The sequence below is a fragment of the Ensifer adhaerens genome, from assembly GCF_020035535.1.
Classification (GTDB): Bacteria; Pseudomonadota; Alphaproteobacteria; order Rhizobiales; family Rhizobiaceae; genus Ensifer.
Map to the genome: position 1 here is coordinate 1,904,639 of NZ_CP083349.1, position 18,903 is coordinate 1,923,541.

An 18,903-nucleotide genomic window follows, 5' to 3' on the forward strand; every position below is an offset into this window, starting at 1 on the left:
CAGCGCGCCCGGTCGATGCGGCCAGGTGCGTCATTCAAGCCCGGAGAACCCGATGAAATCGACATCCGCCCTGCTCTTTGCCTCCACCATGCTCTTCGCCGCGCCGGCATTCGCTGCCGGCCCCAATGTGGTGGTCTCGATCAAGCCGATCCACTCCCTCGTCGCCTCGATCATGCAGGGTGTCGGCGAGCCATCGCTGATCGTCGAGGGCGCGGCCTCCCCGCACACCTACAACATGAAACCCTCCAACGCCTCGGCCCTGCAGGCGGCGAAGGTGGTCTTCTGGGTCGGCCCCGGGCTCGAAGCCTTCCTCGACAAGCCGCTCGATGCGCTTTCCGGTGACGCAAAGGTGGTGGAACTCAGCGAGGCCCCGGGCATCGAGAAGCTGAAGTTCCGCGAAGGCGGTGCCTTCGAAGCCCATGACCACGGCGAAGAGGGCGAGGAAGGCCACAAGCATGCGGAAGGCGAAGCGGAACACGATCACGCCGCAGCGCCGGAAGCGGCCGAAGCGCACGAGGGGCACGATCACGACCACGGTCATGGCGACACCGACATGCACATGTGGCTCGACCCAATGAATGCCAAGGCGATGGCCGCCGAGATCGAAAAGACGCTCGCCGCGGCCGATCCGGACAATGCCGGCGCCTACAAGGCCAATCTGGAAGCGCTGAACAAGCGGCTGGATGGGCTCGACGCCAAGCTGACGGAGACCGTGGCGCCGGTGAAGGACAAGCCCTTCGTCGTCTTCCACGACGCCTACCAGTATTTCGAGCATCGCTACAAGGTCCGCGTCGCCGGCTCGATCACCGTCAGCCCGGAGGTGCTGCCGGGTGCGGAGCGGCTGTCGCAGATCCACGCCAAGATCAAGGAATTGGGTGCAACCTGCGTCTTTGCCGAGCCGCAGTTCGAGCCGAAGCTGATCAATGTGGTGATCGAGGGAACGCCGGCCAAATCCGGCACGCTCGACCCGGAGGCCGGCACACTCGACGCCGGCCCGGACCTCTATTTCCAGATGATGGAAGGCATCGGCACGTCGCTGAAGACCTGCCTCGCCTCGGCAAGCTGACCCGTCCTCCCAAGACGGTTTGGGTGGGCGCCAACTCGAACAAGGGCAGCGCCCACCTCTCTCCGCTGGCAAGACGTGGTATGGCATGCTTGCAAGCGGTTCCCCCCGCACTCCGTCATCCTCGCCCTTGTGGCGGGAATCCAGCGGCCCGACATCCGTCGGGTCAAAAGATTCTTCCGGCCCAATGACTTGGGCCAATCCGCAGTTCCTTTGGAACTGCCAGGGATTCCTGTGACAACCACAGGAATGACGGCCGTTATTGGCCGTGCCCTTGTCATCAGGCCCTCCCGATCAGAGGCGACCTTCTCAGCAGGCTGAGGCGGGCGATCGCGCTCGCCTTTTTCATCCGCAACATTCGTAACGATATAACATTATAGGATCGATCGATGGAAAAGCTTCCCGTCACCGTGCTCTCCGGCTTTCTCGGCGCCGGCAAGACGACCCTGCTCAATCACTTGCTCTCCAACCGCGACGGCCTGCGCGTCGCCGTCATCGTCAATGACATGAGCGAGGTCAACATCGATGCAGCGCTGGTGCGCGACGGCGGCGCCGGTCTGTCGCGCACGGAAGAGGAACTGGTAGAAATGACCAATGGCTGCATCTGTTGCACGCTGCGCGACGATCTCCTGAAGGAGGTCCGCATCCTCGCGGAACAGAGCCGCTTCGACTATCTGCTGATCGAATCGAGCGGCATTTCCGAGCCCCTGCCCGTCGCCACCACCTTCGATTTTCGCGACGAGGACGGTGAAAGCCTGGCCGATGTCGCGCGCCTCGACACGATGGTGACGGTCGTCGACGCCGTGAACCTGATCGCTAACTATTCCTCGCTCGATTTCCTCGCCGATCGCGGTGAGACCGCCGGCGAAGGCGATACGCGCACGCTGGTCGACCTCCTGGTCGAGCAGATCGAATTTGCCGATGTCGTCGTCCTCAACAAGATCGGCACGGCGACGCCCGAGCAGGTGGATGCCGCCCGCAAGATCATCGTCGGGCTCAATCCCGATGCGCGGCTGATCGAGACCGATTTCGGCAAGGTCAACCTGCGCGAGGTGCTTGGAACCGGCCGCTTCGATCTCGCCAAGGCGGAAGAGCATCCGCTCTGGTACAAGGAACTGCATGGTTTCAAAGACCACATCCCGGAGACCGAGGAGTATGGCATCCGCTCCTTCGTCTATCGTGCCCGCCGTCCGCTCGACCCCATGCGCTTCCAGGCGTTCCTCAACCGCTCCTGGCCGGGCGTGCTCCGCGCCAAGGGTTTCTTCTGGCTCGCGACCCGCCCACACTACGTCGGCGAGATCAGCCAGGCGGGGCCGCTGGTCCGTACAGGAAAGATGGGCCTTTGGTGGTCGGCCGTGCCGAAGGAGCAGTGGCCGCGTGATCCGGGTTTCCTGAAGGCAGTCGGTCCCTACCTGGATCCGGTCTGGGGCGATCGCCGCCAGGAGATCGTGTTCATCGGCGCCGACCCGATGGACGAGGCAAATCTTCGCGCCGAACTCGACGCCTGCTTGATTGCCGACGAGAGCTTCCATCCGGAGCGCTGGCGCGATCTCGCCGATCCCTTCGCCAGCTGGTCGCCACGGGCCGCCTGATGGCAGACACTGCGCGCGCGCCGCGCCGACCACGCTTCATCTGCATGGCGCTCAACTCCGCCGGGCGTCCGGTGCCGATGTTCGATCCCTTTCTCGGGGATGCACCCGGGAGCGAAGTGGATATGCTGGATGTAGCGGGCGAGATCGAAGGACTGCTGTTTGGAGAACGACCGGGCGCCGTCACCGCCCTTGGAAACGGCAAAGGGGCGGCGTAGTGAACGCCACCCCTTTGTTGTATCGGCGATCCGTGAGGATCAGCGAACCGTGGTCAGGCCGACGATGACGCCGGTTGCAAGGCTGATCAGCAGGAAGTCGTTGCCAGACCGCACCCACTGCTGGCCGCGCGGCGGCGGGCGCAGCTTGTAGTAACGGTAGTCGCGCACCTGCGCCATGTGGCGGCGTTCGGCCGGCGACAGGCGATGACCGCGCGCCCAGCGCTCCTTCTTCTTGACGATCACGCGCTTCTCGATCGTGACGTGCTTGTCGACATGGCGGTCGACGTGACGATCCATATGGCGATCGCCATTCCGGTCGATTGGGCGGCGGGAGCGATCATAATTCTGCGCCACCTCGAAAGATCCTGCCGGCTGGGCAAGGGCCGCGACCGGCGTGATCAGAACGGAGCTGGCGACCAGCGCGATCAGGAGACGTTTCATTCGGGTGTCCTTTCGTTGTATGCACCCGGAAACTAGGCCACGCTTCCTGAACCGAATATGAAACTCTACATTACAAATACGTAATGATATCTGATGCTTATTCGTATTTTCTAATGTTTTTGCATTAGCCCGCACCAAGACTGACGTAACGGAAGCAATCGAAATCGGCGGGCTTGCCGGCACCGGATGTATCGAAGGCGAACATGCCGGCGAAGGCGCCGGTGAAGGATCCATGCTCGCCGCGGCCACCCTCGTCCGAGACCACGCCCGCATCGAGAACCGGGCCGACCGCGCGCCAATCGCCTGCCCGCCTCTCCCGCCAGAAGAACTGCAGATCGTTGTCGCGGATCTCCATGGCAAGCTCGATCGGGCCATCCGGAATGGCGACGCCGCTGCCAAGCGGAAATTCCAGCCGGCCATGCGGGAAATCACCCGGACATGACAGGATCGTCAGCGCCCGCCCCAGCGTTTCATGCCAGGTGACGCCGAGTGCATGGAACTTGTGGCGGTTGTAGTAATGCGTCAGGCCCGCGACCTGCTGGTAGGTTTCGGCCGTGAAGTCGACGGCTGTTTCGGCGCGGAAGGAATGATGCTCCTGCCGCCGCGCCACCAGCGCCTGCTCGAACCAGCTGCCGATGCTCTCGCGGCCGAAGAGCCGGAGATGACCGGCTCTCCTCTCCGGCGAGAAGATCCGCTCCGGCCGCGGCGTGCGCAGCCACTGGAACTCCAGAGGAAGTGCGTCGTCGTCGAAATCCGTCTCCACGACATCAGGCGCCTGCAGCTCTTCCACCGGCCCCGGCGCGGGCACGAGCACCTCTGGCACCGGGCCGCCATTCTCCAGATAGAGCCAGCCGTCGTCGCGCCAGACGCATTTCTGCAGCGCCGTCTCGCGGCCGAGCGTGCAGCGGCGCAGAGGCGCAAGCGGCCGGCCGGTCAGGTGCGTGTGATAGGCCTGGCCATCAGGCGTTTCGACATATTGCCCGTGACCGGCACGCTGCAACGGCGCATCCGGGTGATCCTTTGACGTGATCAGATAGGTATCCGGGTGCATTTCATAGGGGCCGTCGATGGAGCGTGAGCGCGCCATTGTGACGGCGTGGTCGTAGCCGGTGCCGCCTTCCGCCGTCGTCAGGTAATACCAGCCGTTCTTCTTGAAGAGATGCGGACCCTCGACGAGGCCGAGCGGCGAACCGGCAAAGATGTTCTTCACCGGGCCGACGAGCTTGCGGGTGCGCTCGTCCCACTCCTGCAGCAGGATGCCGTCGAAGGCCGGATGTTTCGGCGAACCGCCGAAGCTTTCAGTCCGGTGGTTCCACTGCATGTTGAGGAACCACTTGCGCCCATCGTCGTCATGAAACAGCGACGGGTCGAAGCCTGAGGAATTGACGTAGACCGGATCCGACCAGGTCGTCTCGATCGCCTCTGCCGTGACGATGTAATTGTGCGCGTCCTTGAAGTTGCCGTCGAAGCGCTTGACGTCGGTGTAGACCAGCCAGAACAGGCCGTCGTCGTAAGAGAGACACGGCGCCCAGATGCCGCAGCTGTCCGGGTTGCCGCGCATGTCGAGTTGGCTTGCGCGCTCCAGCGGCCGGCGGATGACCTTCCAGTTCACCAGATCCCGCGAGTGGTGGATCTGCACGCCCGGGTACCATTCGAAGGTAGAGGTCGCGATGTAATAGTCGTCTCCGACGCGGCAGATCGATGGGTCCGGGTTGAAGCCCCTAAGGATCGGGTTGCGGATCATGGCGGTCATGTTTTAGGCGTCCTCCGTTGGTGCGCGCATCCGATCTTAAAAATCATACGATTTCAAGACTGCAACGTTGCAGTAAGACGCACGCACCGACCTCCGTGGCCACCTTTCCACACCGATTCGCACGGCTTGCGGGCCGGCAGGAACCGCCCGCCCATCGTCGGGCAGCCGTTGCAAAACGGGTTTGCACAAACAATGAGCAGAGCGCCGTGACAGCCTATTCTACTTTAGTCGGAGGCGGCCGAACTACACGGGAAAATCGCATCTCGGACTTGAACGCTCGCTTGAAATCGGCACTCTGGCTGTGCTTGGCACAACAACGATAAGAGCCACTGCGGGGAGGAAATCGATGAGAGCTTTGCTCGGCTTCAGCCGACTTATAGACACGATCACGGAATTCATCGGCAAGGCGGTTTCATGGCTCATCCTGGCGGCCGTGCTCGTCAGCGCCGGAAACGCCGTCATCCGAAAGATCTTCAACATGTCGTCGAACGCCTGGCTCGAGGCACAATGGTACCTGTTCGGCGCCGCCTTCATGTTCGCCGCCGCCTACACGCTCAGCCAGAACGAACATATCCGCATCGACGTGGTGTACGGCCAGTTCTCGCGCCGCGTGCAGCACTGGATCGACCTGCTGGGGCATATCTTCTTCCTGATGCCCTTCGTGCTGCTGGTGCTCTATTACCTCTTCCCCTACGTGAAGATGTCCTACGTATCGGGCGAGGTCTCTTCCTCGGCCGGCGGCCTGATCATCTGGCCCGCCAAGGCCATCCTGCTCTTCGGCTTTCTGCTGCTCGCGTTTCAGGGCGTATCCGAGATCATCAAGAAGATCGCGATCATGACCGGCAACATGGAGGACCCGACACCCTACGTGCCGACCCATGCGCCGCTTGACGATGTCGTTTCGCCGGAGACCCGTCCATGATCGAATTCATCGCTGAAAACCTGGCGCCGATCATGTTCGCGTCGCTGATCGTGTTCCTGTTGCTGGGATACCCGGTCGCCTTCTCCCTCGCCGCCAACGGCCTCCTGTTCTTCATCATCGGCGTCGAACTCGCACCGCTGTCGGACTCGATCAATCTTTCCTGGCCGCTGCTCAATGCGCTGCCGGACCGGTTCTGGGGGGTGATGTCGAACGACACATTGCTTGCCATCCCCTTCTTTACCTTCATGGGGATCGTCCTCGAGAAATCGGGCATGGCCGAAGACCTGCTCGACACGATCGGCCAGCTCTTCGGACCGATCCGCGGCGGTCTTGCCTATGCGGTCATCTTCGTCGGCGCGCTGCTTGCAGCCACCACCGGTGTCGTTGCCGCCTCGGTCATCGCCATGGGCCTGATCTCGCTGCCGATCATGCTGCGCTACGGCTATGACCGGAAGGTCGCCTCGGGCGTCATCGCCGCCTCGGGCACGCTTGCCCAGATCATCCCGCCGTCGCTCGTCCTGATCGTCCTTGCCGATCAGCTCGGCCGCTCGGTCGGCGACATGTATGCCGGCGCCCTGATCCCGGGCCTCGTGCTCACGGGTCTCTACATGGTCTACATTCTGATCATGACGGTCCTGAAGCGTGACTCGATGCCGGCGCTGCCACCGGAAGCCCGCACGCTCGGCTCCGGCGTCACCTCGCTGATCATCGCGCTCATCGTCGCCGGCGCCTTTGCCTATGCGGCGCATGTCTACCTCTATCCGACCCATGGCGAGAACGCCGATATCCTCGGCGCAACCGTGGGCGTCGCCTTCATCTACGTCGTCGCCCTGCTCGATCGCGGCCTGAAGATCAATGCGATGTCCAGGCTCGCCCAGCAGGTCATCATCGTGCTGATCCCGCCGCTGGCGCTGATCTTCCTCGTTCTCGGCACCATCTTCCTCGGCATCGCCACGCCGACCGAAGGCGGCGCCATGGGGGCCGTCGGTGCGCTGATCATGGCTGCCGCCAAGGGCCGGCTCCACATGGACGTCGTGCGTGGCGCGCTGACGGCAACGACACGGCTTTCGGCCTTCGTGCTGTTCATCCTCATCGGTGCGCGCGTCTTCTCGCTCACCTTCTACGGGGTCAACGGCCACCTCTGGGTCGAATATCTGCTGACGGCAATGCCGGGCGGCGAAACCGGCTTCCTGATCGCCGTCAACCTGCTCGTCTTCTTCCTGGCCTTCTTCCTGGATTTCTTCGAGCTCGCCTTCATCATCGTGCCGCTCCTGGCGCCCGCTGCCGACAAGCTCGGCATCGACCTCATCTGGTTCGGCGTGTTGCTCGGCATCAACATGCAGACGAGCTTCATGCATCCGCCCTTCGGCTTCGCGCTCTTCTATCTGCGCTCGGTCGCGGCAAAGGTTCCCTATCTCGACAAGCTCACCGGCAAGACGATCCAACCGGTGACGACCGGCCAGATCTACTGGGGTGCGGTGCCCTTCGTCGGCATCCAGATCCTGATGGTGGCGCTGACGATCATGTTCCCGCAGATGGTCATGCACTACAAGGGAACGGGACCGGTCGTCGACCCGAACACCATCAAGATCGAGGTTCCGGGATTTGCTCCGGGCGGCGGTCTCGGACTTCCGGACAATGGCGGCGGGCTCGGACTGCCGGGTGGCCTGCAGCTTCCGGGCGGCAGCCCGCTGGACCAGAAGCCCGCCGACCAGGGCGGCGGCGCTCAACCGCAGCCGGCACCGTCAAACGACCTCAGCCAGCCGCCGTCGTTTGGCACGGGTGCCCAGCCGCAGCCAGCGCCTTCAAACGATCTCAGCCAGCCGCCGTCGTTCAAGTAAGAAGGCTGACACACCAAACAGAAGGGCGGCCGCGCAAGGGTCGCCCTTTTCGTTTGCCGACAACGATGAACGATGCCTGCAGGCGGTCGGGCGCAACACACACTCTCCCTCATCCCCGTGCCTGTCAGAGGAATCCAGTCAACCCAAGTCCTCGGGCTGAAAAGAGCCTTTCGATCCGACGGACGCCGGATCGCTGGATCCCGCAAGGGCGAAGATGGGGGAGAACGAGGCACGCATATCGCCACAAGCAATCGTCGAGATCTGTCAACAATCTCAGGGCAGCCCCACCAAACGCACTCGCTCAATCGATCCGCTTGGCCGGGTTGTCGCGATACCAGTCGACGATCATGGGCATCATCTCTTCGAACGGACCTCCGACGAAGACATTGAGCAGCCCCATGCGCGCGGCGCTTTCATTGCGAAAATCATGCATCGTCCCGCGCGGGATGACGCAAAGCGAGCCCTTCGGCATCTGGTGCCAGATGTCGCCGACGAGCACGCTGGCGGTGCCCTCGATCACATAGAAGATCTCGTCATTGTCATCGTGCTTGTGGGCGCCCGGCCCCTCGTGTCGGGCCTCCAGCCACCATTCCGAGACGGAAAAGCGCCCCGCGGTCTCCGGCCCATCGGCTTTGAACACCGCCTGGATCGCGCCCATTTCGTACCGCCGGCCGCCATCGGGGCCGAGCACGACCGATTGAGCTTCGCTTGGCATGGCTGCTCCTCCGCTCCGTTGAGGCCGCAACCCTACCACGAAATCGCTTTGTTGGCCGGTCGATGTCTTCAGACGAAAAAGCCGCCCGCAACAGATGTTGCGAACGGCTCCTGACCTGTCGGCAATAGGCGAAAAGCTTAGAGCTTGCCGCCGCGCTGCTGGATCATCATGAAGGTATCGTAGTTGTATTCGGCGATCTGGGCGTTGAGGTAGTACTCGCCGCGGAAGGCCTTGATCGAGTCCCAGATCTTCTTGAAGGTCGGGTTCGAGTCTTCCATTTCGGCATAGACTTCGTTTGCCTTGTCGAAGCAGGCCGAGAGGATTTCGGCGCTGAACGGGCTGAGCTTGGCGCCGGACGCAACGAGGCGCTTGATCGCCGCCGGGTTCAGATAGTCGTACTTCTGCAGCATGTTCGCGTCGGTCGCATGGCACGCGGTGCGCAGCAGCGACTGGTAGTTCTTCGGCAGACCCTCGAAGGCCGCCTTGTTGAACATGGCGTGAACCGTTGGGCCACCTTCCCACCAGCCGGGATAATAGTAGTAGGGCGCGACCTTGTAGAAGCCGAGCTTCTCGTCGTCATATGGGCCGACCCATTCGGCAGCGTCGATGGTGCCTTTTTCCAGTGCCGGATAGATGTCGCCGCCGGCGATCTGCTGCGGCACGACGCCGAGCTTTTCGACGACCTTGCCGGCGAAACCGCCGATACGCATCTTCAGGCCCTGCATGTCGGCGACCGTCTTGATCTCCTTGCGGAACCAGCCGCCCATCTGCACGCCGGTGTTGCCGCCGGGGAAGCCGACAAGGCCCTGGGTGCCGAGGAATTCGTTGAAGAGATCGATCCCACCGCCGTGATAGTGCCAGGCGTTCATGCCGCGCGCGTTGAGCGCGAAGGGAACGGCCGCACCGAGCGCCCAGGTCGGGTCCTTGCCCCAGTAGTAGTAGGCGACCGTGTGGCAGGCCTCGACCGTACCGGCCGCAGCGGCGTCAGCCGCCTGCAGGCCGGGCACGATTTCGCCGGCTGCAAAGACCTGGATCTGGAAAGCGCCGTCGGTTGCTTCGGACACGTATTTCGCCAGCACTTCGCCGCCGCCATAGATCGTGTCGAGAGACTTCGGGAACGACGACGCCAGGCGCCAGTTGACCTTGGGGTTTGCCTGCGCGATGGCCGGCGTCGCAAGCGCGGCAGCACCTGCGGCCGCCAAGCCGCCGAGGCTTGCGTTTTTGATAAATGAACGGCGATCCATGGTTCCTCCCCTAGTTCTCGCCTGAAGGGCGGGCGCGATCAGCGCCACCACCCACTTATCCACCCCCTGCCCCTTCCCGGCCGATGGTGGCTCCTCCTCGTTACCCGCCGAAAGCGACACGGATCCGCGTCGCAACCGGTGGGCATTGTCGCACCTTACAGAAACACAAAACCATGTCCAGAAGGCGCCTTCCGGCGCATATTCGACTTTTGTCTAATGCGCCGGAAGATAGCCCGGTCTGCCCAAAATCAAGGCAAATCAATGTTTTCAGCAGACCTCAGCGTTCGGCCGAGGAGGCCCAGAGGTTGATGTCGGCTTCGCGTGCATAGAGATCGATTTCCGCCAGTTCGTCTGCCGTGAACGTGTCGTTCTCCAGCGCCTTGACGCAATCGACGATCTGCTCGGAGCGGCTGGCGCCGATCAGCGCCGAGGTGATCCGGCCTTCGCGCAGCACCCAGGCAAGCGCCATCTGCGCCAGCGTCTGGCCGCGCTTTTCAGCAATGCCGTTCAGCTTGCGAATGTTGTCGATGATCTCCGGACGAATGAAGTCCTTCTTCAGGAAGTGGTTCTGCGCCGCGCGGCTGTCGCTCGGAATGCCCTGCAGATACTTGGTCGTCAGCATGCCTTGAGCGAGCGGCGAGAAGACGATCGAGCCGATGCCGAGATCTTCGAGCGTGTGGATCAGGCCATCATCTTCGATCCAGCGGTTGAGCATGGAATAGCTCGGCTGGTGGATGAGGCACGGCGTGCCAAGATCCTTCAGGATCGCCGCCGCCTCGCGGGTGCGCTGCGAGTTGTAGGAGGAGATGCCGACATAGAGCGCCCGGCCGGACCGCACGATATGATCGAGCGCGCCGCAGGTTTCCTCAAGCGGCGTCTCCGGATCGAAGCGGTGCGAATAGAAGATGTCGACATAGTCGAGACCCATGCGCTTCAGGCTCTGGTCGCAGGAGGCGATCATGTACTTGCGGCTGCCCCATTCGCCATAGGGACCGGCCCACATGTCGTAGCCGGCCTTGGACGAGATGATCAGCTCGTCGCGCAGGCCCGCGAAATCCGTGCGCATGATTTCGCCGAAGGCGGTCTCGGCCGAGCCCGGAGGCGGGCCGTAATTGTTGGCGAGGTCGAAATGGGTGATGCCGAGATCAAACGCGGTGCGGCACATGTCGACCTTGCGGTCATGCGGCGTGTCGCCACCGAAATTGTGCCAGAGCCCCAGCGAAATCGCAGGCAGCTTCAGGCCGGAACGGCCGACGCGGTTATACTTCATGGTGTCGTAGCGGTTTTCCGCCGGTAGCCAGGTCATCGCAAATCCTCCGCGATCGGTATCCGGATGGCGTGGGAACAGCCATCCAGCGAACTCAAGGGGCTCCGCAGTGCTCGCGGAAACCCCACAGGAAAAGCTCTAGCGCATATGCGGAAGACCCGGAATCGATATCGAGGTGATTTGCACACTTTCGCGTTGCGGCCCAGGCTGCCTAAACCGCCTGGAGGTTATCCGATTTCGCCAAGAGCAAACGGTCGTCGTGTGTTTCATATCGGGTAGCTGGCGTTCGCCCCGTCGCAGGTACCGGCGTCGACAGGAGTTTCACCGGCAACGGGAAAGGCACATTCCGACCAGACGCTTCGATGCGCTCTTTTTTTGAAAGCATCATGTCAAGCAGTCCGGCATTGCTCTCGGTGGTACAAAGCCAATCCGGCGCCAATTCGTGACGTACGAAACTGGAATCCTCCGATCGCACGCCGATCATGGCGAGAAGCTTCACCTCCGTACTTTCGGCTCGCTTGTCACCAGGCTCGCACCATTGCGTACCGCCCGAAGCTATATCCATTGCGACATCCGGCGCCATGAGATGAAGGATGAGTATCGCCGTTGCAGCATCGCATTCGGGCTGCGTCACAACCCATAACAGGACGTCGTAGAGCTCTTCGTAGTCCCAATTGAGACCAGGCAACAGATGCCACAGATCTGGATCTCGCGGCGCTTCAGTCCTCAACCACTGCAAAATGTCTGGAATCTCCCAGAAATAATATTCTGCCGCCCAACGGGCATCCGAGGCCCGTTTAGCCTCCGCGTCGAGCTTGGCTTGGCGCCTCACCCGCCTGTACCTGGCCACGCGATCGATCATCCGTCGGGCGTACGATCTGCGTGGCGGCGGCCCACCGTAAATGTCGCGCAATTGTTGGAACGTCTTCTGCTCTTGCTTGGAAAGCCGGGTGAGCGTGCGCTTGAATTCGCGATCGTTCATGCACGTTGTCGCGTGCAACAATTCGACAAAGCGCATCTCACGTTTGGTAAGGTCGGCAAATGCCGGCGGCGGACCACCGCCCCCGGTGGTCTCGGAGATCGTTTCCAGCGTGCCAAGCATGGCGTGCCGCGGCCGCTTGGAGTGAGCCGATGCGCGCGAACCGGATAGAAACTCTGCACGCGCCGCGTCGTAGATTTCCGGCAATTTGCCGAGTGTCCTGTTCAGCCTTCGCCGGTCCAAATGCTGGTAGAGAAGAAACAGGCAACTCAGGACGACAACGGCGATCCAAAACAGTGTCTCGACACGCACTTCAACACCCCCAGATTGTATCTTGGGTGTATACGCACTCTGAATTGCCGAGGTGTTAAGCGCTGTTGGAAACGTGTCGTCACCGTCCATCTCACCGGGGCGCTTCACTCTTGGAAACGCCCCGGTGCAAGGTCGTAGAATTACGAGGCTGCGGCACGCCTTTCGCTCGATGCGTCCTCTTCCACCGCACGCAACAGCGCCCGCGCCTCCTCGATGCCGAGGGCGGCCGGCTGGGTGCAGGTGGTCGAAAGCTCGATGAAGCGTCCCTCCTCGCCCGACTTCAGGATCGAGACCATGACGTCGACGCCGTGCAGCGCCCGGTCGAGCGAGCAGCGGGCATCGCGGCCCTCAAGGATCGCCAGCGCCATGTCGGCTAGACCGGCGGTGCGGTAGTTCGCCATCGGTCCTTGCGGGTGCTCCTGGTTGGCGATGCCGAAGGGGTGATCCCAGGGTTCGAGCGGCTGGATGTTCTTGTCCTGACCGCTGATCTCCACCGTGCCGCCAAAGAAGTTCGGGTCGGGCACGTAGAGCGAGCCTTCGGTGCCGTAGAGCTCCATGTTGGCGTGGCGGTGTGACCAGACATCCCAGCTGGCTGACAACGTGATCGTCGCGCCATTCTCAAACTCGAGCAGCGCGTGAATGTTGGTCGGGGTCCTGACCGGGATGACCTCGCCCTTGCGCGGCTCGCTGGTGATCGTGCGGGTTGGGTTGGCCATGGTGGCGAGCGCCGCCACGCGCTTCACCGGCCCGATCAGGTTGATCAGGTTGGCGATGTAATAGGGGCCGAGATCGAGGATCGGGCCGCCGCCGGGCAGGAAGAAGAAGTCCGGGTTCGGATGCCACATCTCCATGCCGGGGCTCATGACGTGGCAGGTGCCGGAGGTCACCCGGCCGATCTTGCCGGCATCGACGGCGCTGCGGGCAAGCTGATGCGCGCCGCCGAGGAAGGTATCGGGCGCGCAACCGACCGAAAGGCCCTTCTCCTTGGCAATCGCCCGAAGCTCTTCGCCCTGCTCCAGCGAGAGCACCAGCGGCTTTTCCGAGTAGACGTGCTTGCCAGCTTCGAGGATCGCCTTCGACACCGGATAGTGCGCATCCGGGATCGTCAGGTTGACGACGATGTCGACATCGGGATTGGCCAGCAGCGCCTCGATGCTCTGGGCCTCGACTCCGTATTCAGCCGCCCTAGCCTCGGCGGCGGCCGGGTTGATATCGGCGCAGGCGACGACCTTGATGCCCTTAAACAGCGGGGCAAGCTTGAAGTAGGTGGTGGAGATGTTGCCGCATCCGATGATGCCGACGCCAAGTTCCTTGGTCATGGGTGAACCTGTTCTCAATAGGATTGGATGGAGGCGAGCGAGCGCTTGGCGAAGCGCTGGAAATCACTCGGATTGTCATGCTCGGCGATGAAGTAACGCGCCTTGGTTCCCGAGAGCGCCTGGAACAGGCCCTTCCAGTCGACCGTGCCTTCGCCGACGTCGGCCCAACCGTCCTCGTCCTTCTTCTCGCCCGTCGGAGCGATATCCTTCACATGCACGGCGGTGATGCGGTCGCTGTATTTCCTGATCCAGGCGATCGGATCGGCACCGCCACGGATGATCCAGGCGATATCGGCTTCCCAGGAAAGATCCGGCCCGCCTTCGAAGATCAGATCCTGCGGGATGCTGCCGTCAGGCAAGGCAAAGAATTCGAAGTCGTGGTTGTGCCAGCCGAAGATGAGGCCAGCATCGCGATAGGGCTTGCCGGCCTTCTGCAGCCGCTCGCCGAAGGCGCGCCAGCCGGCGGCATCGGTCGGGCGCTGATCGGGCATGAGATAGGGGCAGTAGATCGCCTTGATGCCGAGCGCCTTGGCGATCGCGAGCACACGCCCCGGATCGCTTTCGAGCATGTCGAGGCCGAAGTGCGCCGTGGGCATCGCCAGGCCGTTCTCGTCGAGCCCTGCCTTGAAACTCGCGATCTCGGCGTCGGTCAGCGCCGCATAGAGCGCGCCGTAACCTTCGACCTGGCTATAGCCGGCGTCGCCGAGTGCCTTCAGCACATTGGCGAAAGGCGGGAAGTTGCGGGCGCTATAGAGCTGGAAACTGACGTTCTTCATGAAATCCTCCTCGATTTCGTCTGGAGTGTCTTGGGATTGTCGGGGGCTTGGAATTACCTCAGCCAGGTGTCGTAGTCCGACACCAGCAGATGGGTGGGTGCCGCATCCTCCTCGATCGCCGAGAAGCGACCGACCGGCTCGCGGAAATAGTTGTCGGTGAGATCGTCGTTGACGGTCGAGACCTCGCCCATCAGCACGTCGGCGCCTTCCGCCCAGAAGGCATGCCAGTTGCCGGGCAGCAGCGTGACGCTTTCACCGGCCCTGAGCTTCAACAGTTCGCCGGCTTTGAGCGTCCGCAGCCGCGCGTCGGTCGCGACGACGACGTCGCTCTCCTCGTCGACCGAGCCATCGGCCTTGGAATTGTACATCTGCAGCACCAGCGCGCCGCCGCCGCGATTGATGATGTCCTCGGTCTTTATCGCGTGGCGATGCAGCGGATTGACCTGATCCTTGGCGGTAATCATCAGCTTTTCGGCATAGACCATGCCCTGCCCGGTCTTAAGGTTCGAGGCATTGCCGTTGCGCAGCGTGAAGAGCACCAGCCCCAACTTGTCGAAGCGGCCCTTGCCATAGTCGGTGATGTCCCAGCCGAGCCGGGCGTCGAAGATCGTCGGGCTGTCGGACCTGATACGCACCTTCAGCTGCTCCGGCGACCAATAGGCAAAGGGCGGCAGTGTGAAGCCGAAGCTCTTCATGAAGGCATCGCTTTCGGCGATGATGTCGTTGACGTGGCTGCGTTTCATGACGGTCAACCCTTTCCCTGGCAGGATTCGAGATCGAAGGCGGCAAAGCGCGGCAGCGCACCTGCGCCAAGCGGCACCTTCGGGGTGAAACGGATGACCTTGGCCTCACCGGCGGTGAGATCAAAGGCGTTGTCGGAATAGCGGCCGGCGACATCCGCCTCGATCATCACATGCAGCGCCAGGCCGCTCGCCTTGACCGTGACGTCGAAGACGCCCGCGCCTGCGGGCGCGACATCGAGCGTCAGGCCGGATGGCTTGAGGTCGAGCGCCTTGTAGGTGCCGTTGACGTGATGCCCCTCGCCGCGCATGCCGTTCGATGCCTCGAACGTCCAGAACAGCAGGTTGCCTTCGGGGATGTCAAAAGCGGCAATGCTCACCAGCGTGACGGCCCGGTCGGGGCTGCAGGTGCCGGCGGCCGCCGTCAGCGGCGTGCGCCTGCCGTCGAGCGAAACGAGGAACGTCTGCAGCTCCACCGTCACCGGCTCGGCCGTATCGTTGACCATCGAGAAGGCAATCTCCTTGCCGTCCGTGGACGGGATCGCTGCAACCGAAACCGGCTGGAAGAAGCGGCGCACCATATAGTGCATCGCCTTCCAGCTGCCGCCATAGTCGAGGCTCGACCAGGAAGCGACCGGCCAGGTGTCGTTGAGCTGCCAGTAGAGCGTGCCCATGCAATGGGGCTTCAGCGACCGCCAGTAGTCGACGGCGGTACGGATCGCCAGTCCCTGCTGGATCTGGCTCAGGTAAACGAAAGCCGGAAAATCCTTGGGGAAGCGGAAATAGCGGAACATCGTACCAGCGATGCGCTCGTTGCCGCCAACGTTCTTCTGGTGGCTCTCGATCACCGGCGACGCGATGTTGAGGTCCTTCTCCGCCGCAAACTGGCGAATGACCGGCATCGAGGTATAGGACTGGAAGCCGAACTCCGAGCAGAAGCGCGGACGCACGGTGCGGTAATTGTCGAAGGACTTGTTCTCGTGCCAGACCGACCAGTAGTGCATGTCACCGGAACCATCGGCATGCCAAGCGTCGCCGAAATCGAGATAGCCCGAAGCCGGGCTCGACGGCCACCAGATCGCCTCGGGCAGCGCCGCCTTCAGCGCGACCTCGATGGTGCGGTTCAACCGGTCATAGGAGACGAGATAACGGTCGCGATCCTTGCGCGGCTCGTCGAACCAGGTGAGCGCGCCGACAAGCTCGTTATCGCCGCACCAGACTGCGATCGACGGATGCGACGACAGGCGCTTGGCCTGATAATCCACTTCGGCCGCGACGTTCTCCAGGAAATCAGGCGTCGAGGGATAGAGGTTGCAGGCGAACATGAAGTCCTGCCAGACCATGAGGCCCAGCCGGTCGCAGAGATCGTAGAACCAGTCCGGCTCGTAGAAGCCGCCGCCCCAGACGCGGATCATGTTCATGTTGGCGTCGACCGCCGAGGTCAGGAGGTCCTCGCCCCCCTCCGGCGTCACCCGCGACATCAGCGCATCGGCCGGGATCCAGTTGGCACCCTTGCAGAAGATCTCACGGCCGTTGACGCGGAAAGCAAAGCGGCTGCCGGCCTCGTCCTTGTCGGTCAGAAGCTCGATGGTGCGGAAGCCGATCTGGCGCGCCACCTGTTCCTGCGGTACCTCGACGGTCAGCCGAGACAGGTGCTGCTCGCCGCTTCCAGCCGGCCACCAGCGCTTGGGCTCGCTCACGGTGAAGACATGGGTGATGCAGGTCTCGCCCTTGCCGACGGCGCAATCGAGCCGTTCGCGTTCTTCGTCGAGCGCAAAATGAATGGGCACGATGCCGGGACCGTCGGCAAAGAGCGTCACGGTCACCACAAGATCGACCGAACCGTCGTCCAGCCAGACCTGCTTGGTCGTCACATGCTCGATGCGGGCGATTTCCAGCCGGCAAAGCGCGATCTCGCCATAGACGCCGAGCGGCGCGATCGCGAGGTTCCAGTCCCAGCCGAAATGGCACTGGGGCTTCCTCAGCATGTTGCAGTTGGCGATCGGCGAATTGCCGGGGTGATAGGGCACATAGAACGGCTGCTCCGCCTGCCGCCGCGCGCCCTCGGCAATCGAGGAATGCAAGACGATACGGATGCGGTTTTCGCCGGCGACGAGCGCCTTGGAAACGTCCGGCCGGTAACGGCGGAAGCAGTTCTCCGCCTCGAGCACAGCCACGTCGTTGACGAAGACCGAGGCGACCGTGTCCAGGCTTTCGAGATCGAGATACCAGTAACCCGCGAGATCGCTGTCGGCCACGGACACCGTACGCTCGATCACCCAGTCCTTGTGCGCCACCCACTGCACGTCGTTTTCGTTGCGGCCGACATAGGGATCGTCGATCACGCCTGTAGCAAGCAAGGCAGAATGCACGTCGCCCGGCAGCGCGATCGTCAGCGCATGGCTATTGTCAACGGAGCTGAGCTGCCAATCCCCCTGCAAGTCGAGACGGATGGCGGTTGGGATATAGTCCTCAGAGAGCATTGTCGTATTCCATCGGTCGACCGGCGATGCCGGCGCTGTCATTGCTGGGAGGTGCCGGGCAGAGATCCCTGCCCGGCGCCTCCTTGTCTTTACGTCCGCACATGCCGTTTCAGCAAAACCGCTTCACACTTTTGCGCGACATGCGCCTAGAGTCGGTTCTCGCTTGTCGCGTCGAAGATCGAAGCGACCGCCATGTCGAAGGAAAGCGTCACCGCCGTGCCCGGCGCATAGCGGCGCTGGCCGGCGATGCGCACCGACATCGATTGACCTGCAAGCTTCAGCCACAACAGGTTGTCGGCACCCATCGGCTCCTCGATGTCGACCACCGCCCGGTGCGAGGCTGCCGCCCCGCTTGCCGCCTCGTCGACGCGCACATGTTCGGGGCGCAGGCCCAGCACCACCTTCTGCCCGTTGACGAACGGTGCGCGCGACGGATAGGCCGACACGTCGAAATCGACGCCGTTGGCGTGAACATAGGCGCGCTGGTCGCGAAGCTGCAGTTCGCCACGGAAGAAGTTCATCGACGGCGAGCCGATGAAGCCGGCGACGAACAGGTTTTCCGGCGCGTTGTAGATCGTCATCGGATCGGCAAGCTGCTGGATCACGCCACTTTTCATGACCGCGATACGGTCGGCCAGCGTCAGCGCCTCGATCTGGTCGTGGGTGACGTAGATCATCGTGTTCTTCAGCGACTGGTGCAGCCGCTTGATCTCGACGCGCAGCTCCGAGCGCAACTTGGCGTCGAGGTTGGAGAGCGGCTCGTCGAACAGGAACACGTCGACATCGCGCACCAGCGCCCGGCCGATCGCCACACGCTGGCGCTGGCCGCCCGAGAGCTCGGAAGGCTTGCGCTTCAGGAGCGGCTGGATCTGCAGGATTTCGGCAGCACGCCGCACGCGCTTGTCGATCTCCTCCTTCGGCACTTTCGCGACCTGCAGGCCGAACGAAAGGTTCTTCTCCACCGACATCTGCGGATAGAGCGCGTAGGACTGGAACACCATGCCGATGCCGCGGTCCTTCGGCTCCTCCCAGGTGACGTTCTTGTTCTTGATGAAGATCTGCCCGTCGCTGACGTCGAGCAGGCCGGCGATGCAGTTGAGCAGGGTCGACTTGCCGCAGCCGGACGAGCCGAGCAGCACCAGGAACTCGCCGTCCTTGATGTCGAGGTTGAGCGTGTCGAGCACAGTGACGGCACCGAAGTTCAACGACAGGTCTTTTACCGATACGCTGACGTTTTGCAT

General features: G+C 62.6%; 16 protein-coding genes. 5 read left to right on the forward strand and 11 right to left on the reverse strand.

The genetic code is table 11. From position 1 onward, the window contains the following. The first annotated feature begins 52 nt into the window (after positions 1 to 52). The 3 genes from znuA to LAC81_RS09335 all read left to right on the forward strand — a co-directional run bounded on the left by znuA (position 53) and on the right by LAC81_RS09335 (position 2,870). Complete coding sequence (znuA, locus tag LAC81_RS09325; RefSeq protein WP_273700176.1) at positions 53 to 1,066, forward strand: zinc ABC transporter substrate-binding protein ZnuA; 1,014 nt, start codon at positions 53 to 55, stop codon at positions 1,064 to 1,066. A 386-nt stretch (positions 1,067 to 1,452) separates the two neighbouring features. Beyond that, the gene (locus tag LAC81_RS09330; protein ID WP_223727588.1) at positions 1,453 to 2,655 is read left to right on the forward strand and encodes a GTP-binding protein; all 1,203 of its coding nucleotides are present in this window, start codon (positions 1,453 to 1,455) and stop codon (positions 2,653 to 2,655) included. After that, positions 2,655 to 2,870 (forward strand): hypothetical protein, encoded by a 216-nt coding sequence (locus LAC81_RS09335; RefSeq protein WP_223727589.1) that lies wholly within the window; start codon positions 2,655 to 2,657, stop codon positions 2,868 to 2,870. The genes LAC81_RS09330 and LAC81_RS09335 overlap by 1 nt, the downstream gene beginning before the upstream one ends. A gap of 39 nt (positions 2,871 to 2,909) precedes the next feature. Here LAC81_RS09335 and LAC81_RS09340 read toward each other — a convergent pair whose 3' ends face one another. Both LAC81_RS09340 and LAC81_RS09345 read right to left on the reverse strand, forming a co-directional pair. Beyond that, positions 2,910 to 3,311, reverse strand: a complete 402-nt coding sequence (locus LAC81_RS09340) for an RcnB family protein (RefSeq protein ID WP_113539374.1) — start codon at positions 3,309 to 3,311, stop codon at positions 2,910 to 2,912. Between the two features lie 124 nt (positions 3,312 to 3,435). After that, positions 3,436 to 5,064: a glycoside hydrolase family 43 protein gene (locus LAC81_RS09345; protein ID WP_223727590.1), complete on the reverse strand. Its 1,629-nt coding sequence runs from the start codon at positions 5,062 to 5,064 to the stop codon at positions 3,436 to 3,438. Between the two features lie 346 nt (positions 5,065 to 5,410). Here LAC81_RS09345 and LAC81_RS09350 point away from each other — a divergent pair, with 346 nt between their 5' ends. After that, complete coding sequence (locus LAC81_RS09350; RefSeq protein ID WP_223727591.1) at positions 5,411 to 5,986, forward strand: TRAP transporter small permease subunit; 576 nt, start codon at positions 5,411 to 5,413, stop codon at positions 5,984 to 5,986. After that, positions 5,983 to 7,827, forward strand: coding sequence for a TRAP transporter large permease (locus tag LAC81_RS09355; protein ID WP_223727592.1), 1,845 nt, complete (start codon positions 5,983 to 5,985; stop codon positions 7,825 to 7,827). Before LAC81_RS09350 ends, LAC81_RS09355 begins: the two co-directional genes overlap by 4 nt. Positions 7,828 to 8,128: 301 nt before the next feature. On the opposite strand, the gene LAC81_RS09360 is transcribed toward LAC81_RS09355, so the two are convergent. The 9 genes from LAC81_RS09360 to LAC81_RS09400 form a co-directional block, all read right to left on the reverse strand. Then, complete coding sequence (locus LAC81_RS09360) at positions 8,129 to 8,542, reverse strand: cupin domain-containing protein (RefSeq protein ID WP_223727593.1); 414 nt, start codon at positions 8,540 to 8,542, stop codon at positions 8,129 to 8,131. Between the two features lie 137 nt (positions 8,543 to 8,679). Next, complete coding sequence (locus tag LAC81_RS09365) at positions 8,680 to 9,786, reverse strand: TRAP transporter substrate-binding protein (protein WP_223727594.1); 1,107 nt, start codon at positions 9,784 to 9,786, stop codon at positions 8,680 to 8,682. Positions 9,787 to 10,063: 277 nt separating this feature from the next. Beyond that, positions 10,064 to 11,092 (reverse strand): L-glyceraldehyde 3-phosphate reductase, encoded by a 1,029-nt coding sequence (gene mgrA, locus LAC81_RS09370; protein WP_223727595.1) that lies wholly within the window; start codon positions 11,090 to 11,092, stop codon positions 10,064 to 10,066. 172 nt (positions 11,093 to 11,264) lie between these two features. Beyond that, the gene (locus tag LAC81_RS09375; protein ID WP_223727596.1) at positions 11,265 to 12,344 is read right to left on the reverse strand and encodes a DUF4274 domain-containing protein; all 1,080 of its coding nucleotides are present in this window, start codon (positions 12,342 to 12,344) and stop codon (positions 11,265 to 11,267) included. Positions 12,345 to 12,484: 140 nt separating this feature from the next. Next, positions 12,485 to 13,663, reverse strand: a complete 1,179-nt coding sequence (locus LAC81_RS09380; protein ID WP_223727597.1) for a Gfo/Idh/MocA family protein — start codon at positions 13,661 to 13,663, stop codon at positions 12,485 to 12,487. Between the two features lie 14 nt (positions 13,664 to 13,677). Next, positions 13,678 to 14,439, reverse strand: coding sequence for a sugar phosphate isomerase/epimerase family protein (locus tag LAC81_RS09385; protein ID WP_223727598.1), 762 nt, complete (start codon positions 14,437 to 14,439; stop codon positions 13,678 to 13,680). 53 nt (positions 14,440 to 14,492) lie between these two features. Further along, positions 14,493 to 15,182 carry a D-lyxose/D-mannose family sugar isomerase gene (locus LAC81_RS09390; protein ID WP_223727599.1) on the reverse strand — a complete coding sequence of 230 codons (690 nt, stop codon included), beginning with the start codon at positions 15,180 to 15,182 and terminating at the stop codon, positions 14,493 to 14,495. Positions 15,183 to 15,187: 5 nt separating this feature from the next. After that, positions 15,188 to 17,662 carry a beta-mannosidase gene (locus tag LAC81_RS09395; protein WP_223727600.1) on the reverse strand — a complete coding sequence of 825 codons (2,475 nt, stop codon included), beginning with the start codon at positions 17,660 to 17,662 and terminating at the stop codon, positions 15,188 to 15,190. A 146-nt stretch (positions 17,663 to 17,808) separates the two neighbouring features. Continuing rightward, positions 17,809 to 18,903, reverse strand: coding sequence for an ABC transporter ATP-binding protein (locus LAC81_RS09400; RefSeq protein ID WP_223727601.1), 1,095 nt, complete (start codon positions 18,901 to 18,903; stop codon positions 17,809 to 17,811).

Excerpts from the sequence above, each read along its gene's own strand:
- znuA (WP_273700176.1), top strand. The coding sequence starts at position 53 with ATGAAATCGACATCCGCCCTGCTCTTTGCCTCCACCATGCTCTTCGCC.
- LAC81_RS09330 (WP_223727588.1), top strand. The coding sequence starts at position 1,453 with ATGGAAAAGCTTCCCGTCACCGTGCTCTCCGGCTTTCTCGGCGCCGGC.
- LAC81_RS09335 (WP_223727589.1), top strand. The coding sequence starts at position 2,655 with ATGGCAGACACTGCGCGCGCGCCGCGCCGACCACGCTTCATCTGCATG.
- LAC81_RS09340 (WP_113539374.1), bottom strand. The coding sequence starts at position 3,311 with ATGAAACGTCTCCTGATCGCGCTGGTCGCCAGCTCCGTTCTGATCACG.
- LAC81_RS09345 (WP_223727590.1), bottom strand. The coding sequence starts at position 5,064 with ATGACCGCCATGATCCGCAACCCGATCCTTAGGGGCTTCAACCCGGAC.
- LAC81_RS09350 (WP_223727591.1), top strand. The coding sequence starts at position 5,411 with ATGAGAGCTTTGCTCGGCTTCAGCCGACTTATAGACACGATCACGGAA.
- LAC81_RS09355 (WP_223727592.1), top strand. The coding sequence starts at position 5,983 with ATGATCGAATTCATCGCTGAAAACCTGGCGCCGATCATGTTCGCGTCG.
- LAC81_RS09360 (WP_223727593.1), bottom strand. The coding sequence starts at position 8,542 with ATGCCAAGCGAAGCTCAATCGGTCGTGCTCGGCCCCGATGGCGGCCGG.
- LAC81_RS09365 (WP_223727594.1), bottom strand. The coding sequence starts at position 9,786 with ATGGATCGCCGTTCATTTATCAAAAACGCAAGCCTCGGCGGCTTGGCG.
- mgrA (WP_223727595.1), bottom strand. The coding sequence starts at position 11,092 with ATGACCTGGCTACCGGCGGAAAACCGCTACGACACCATGAAGTATAAC.
- LAC81_RS09380 (WP_223727597.1), bottom strand. The coding sequence starts at position 13,663 with ATGACCAAGGAACTTGGCGTCGGCATCATCGGATGCGGCAACATCTCC.
- LAC81_RS09385 (WP_223727598.1), bottom strand. The coding sequence starts at position 14,439 with ATGAAGAACGTCAGTTTCCAGCTCTATAGCGCCCGCAACTTCCCGCCT.
- LAC81_RS09390 (WP_223727599.1), bottom strand. The coding sequence starts at position 15,182 with ATGAAACGCAGCCACGTCAACGACATCATCGCCGAAAGCGATGCCTTC.
- LAC81_RS09395 (WP_223727600.1), bottom strand. The coding sequence starts at position 17,662 with ATGCTCTCTGAGGACTATATCCCAACCGCCATCCGTCTCGACTTGCAG.
- LAC81_RS09400 (WP_223727601.1), bottom strand. The coding sequence starts at position 18,903 with ATGCAAAACGTCAGCGTATCGGTAAAAGACCTGTCGTTGAACTTCGGT.